This window comes from Burkholderia sp. Ax-1724, assembly GCF_011752995.1.
In the GTDB taxonomy this organism is placed as follows: domain Bacteria; phylum Pseudomonadota; class Gammaproteobacteria; order Burkholderiales; family Burkholderiaceae; genus Paraburkholderia.
The window spans coordinates 1-1,774 of the sequence record NZ_VWWL01000055.1 but is presented as its reverse complement, the minus strand read 5'-3'; the positions used below and the strand labels follow the sequence as shown (position 1 = coordinate 1,774).

The 1,774-nt window shown below is 56.1% G+C and carries 2 protein-coding genes; one reads left to right on the top strand and one right to left on the bottom strand.

Features of this window, described 5'->3' with window-relative positions; translation table 11 throughout:
* On the top strand, nucleotides 1–566 hold a 566-nt coding region (locus F3J19_RS32245; protein ID WP_167050529.1), incomplete at its 5' end, for a (Fe-S)-binding protein.
* Nucleotides 567–575: 9 nt separating this feature from the next.
* On the opposite strand, the gene F3J19_RS32240 is transcribed toward F3J19_RS32245, so the two are convergent.
* Nucleotides 576–1,292 (bottom strand): thioesterase, encoded by a 717-nt coding sequence (locus F3J19_RS32240; protein ID WP_167050527.1) that lies wholly within the window; start codon nucleotides 1,290–1,292, stop codon nucleotides 576–578.
* Between the last annotated feature and the right edge of the window lie 482 nt (nucleotides 1,293–1,774).

Genomic DNA, 1,774 nt, shown 5'->3' with positions numbered 1-1,774 from the left:
AGACGGTGGTGGTGTCGTGCGGCACGTGCTACGACCAGCTCGCCGGTTATGAATTCGACAAGATTTTCCCGGGCTGCCGGATTATCGACATCCACGAGTTTCTGCTGGAGAAGGGCATCAGGCTCGATGGCGTGAACGGCGTGCGCTACATGTACCACGACCCGTGCCACACGCCGATCAAGACGATCGACCCGGTCAAGCTCGTCAATCAGTTGATGGGTTCGGAGCACGACGGCTACAGGATCGAGAAGAACGATCGCTGCTGCGGCGAGTCGGGCACGCTGGCGGTTACGCGTCCCGACATCTCGACCCAGGTGCGTTTCCGCAAGGAAGAGGAATTGAAGAAAGCAGCAGGGCGCTTTCGTGCCGAAAAGTTTGGTGGTAACGTGAAGGTCCTCACCACGTGCCCAGCGTGTCTGCAGGGTCTCTCACGCTATGCAGAAGACGCAGACATGAGCTCAGACTATATTGTTGTAGAAATGGCGAGAAAAATATTGGGCGAAGAGTGGCTCGCAAACTACGTCAGCGAGGTGAATCGAGGCGGTATTGAACGTATCTTGGTGTAGACCACCAGTTCAGGCCAAGTCTTGATCGAGCGTTGCGTGTATCCATGACAGGTCGGCGAGAATATAAGATATCACTTCAGCCGCTGATGTATGGATAAAGAAGTGTCCTCCATCGATGAGCCGCAGCTTGAATGGTCCGTCGCTATACGCTTCCCACGCACGGAGTGACGAAAGTTCGACATCGCTATCGTGCCTTCCTCCGAAGACTGATAACCTCCCGGGTAATGTAAAGGGGGCATTCGCGCGATAGCGTTCGGCAATTCGCAGATCCGAGCGAATCGCCTTCAGGAAGGGCCGTAGCCATTCTGGTTGTGCAACAAGCTCGATGGGCGTGCCCCCCATTTCCACGAGACGCTGGATGAGTTCATGCTCAGGCAGCATGTGGATGGGGTTGTCGCGCGGTCCGATATGAGGCGCACGATGCGCCGAGCAGAACATGTGCAATGGAGGGGGCTTCCCTCTCCGCACCACTTCGCGCACGAATTCGACACTCACGATGCTGCCAAGGCTATAGCCGAACGTTGCGTACGGTTTGGTCAGAAGCGGGAAAGTCGCATCAATCAGCGCGTCGACCATTTCGCTGAGGTCGCTGACAGGCGGCTCGAAAAATCTCGTCTGACGTCCTGGGGGCTCAACTGCGACGACTTCGATATAGTCGGGCATCGCTGATGCCCAGCGTCGATAAAGGGCAGCCCCACCGCCAGCATAAGGGAAGCAGAACAACATGATTCGGGCTTCAGGACGCGGCGTGTGCCTGATCAACCAGGGTGTCTTTTTGACGGGCATGTTTGCGCAAGCGACTAATCGATGAGAAACGTGCCGACGCAACGAGTCATTTGTGCGCAGGAGCAGTCACAATCGATAGCATAAGTGCAGACGTCTATCCCGTCTCCCGTCTTTTCGTACAGGGTCGAGACTTGATGAGGTGATGATGGCTCTGAAGTGATAGGCCATGTCCGCTACCTGGCGAGGGCTTGAGCAATTGTCAAGTCTGGTGCGTGCGGGCGGACAGGCATGATCAGACCGCCCGCAGAGTGCTTTCAATCACCGGGTGTTGATTTGCACGGAATCCTGACCCACGGGGGATGCGGACAAAATCTTGGACTACTTTGGAGGTAGTCCATGTATTCATACGAAGAGCGCGTTCGGGCGGTCGGGCTGTACCTGAAACTAGGGAAGCGCATCAAGGCGACAATCCGCCAGTTGGG

What these genes read in the sequence shown, in the direction of transcription:
- F3J19_RS32240 (WP_167050527.1), bottom strand. Translation starts at nt 1,292, where the DNA reads ATGTTGTTCTGCTTCCCTTATGCTGGCGGTGGGGCTGCCCTTTATCGA.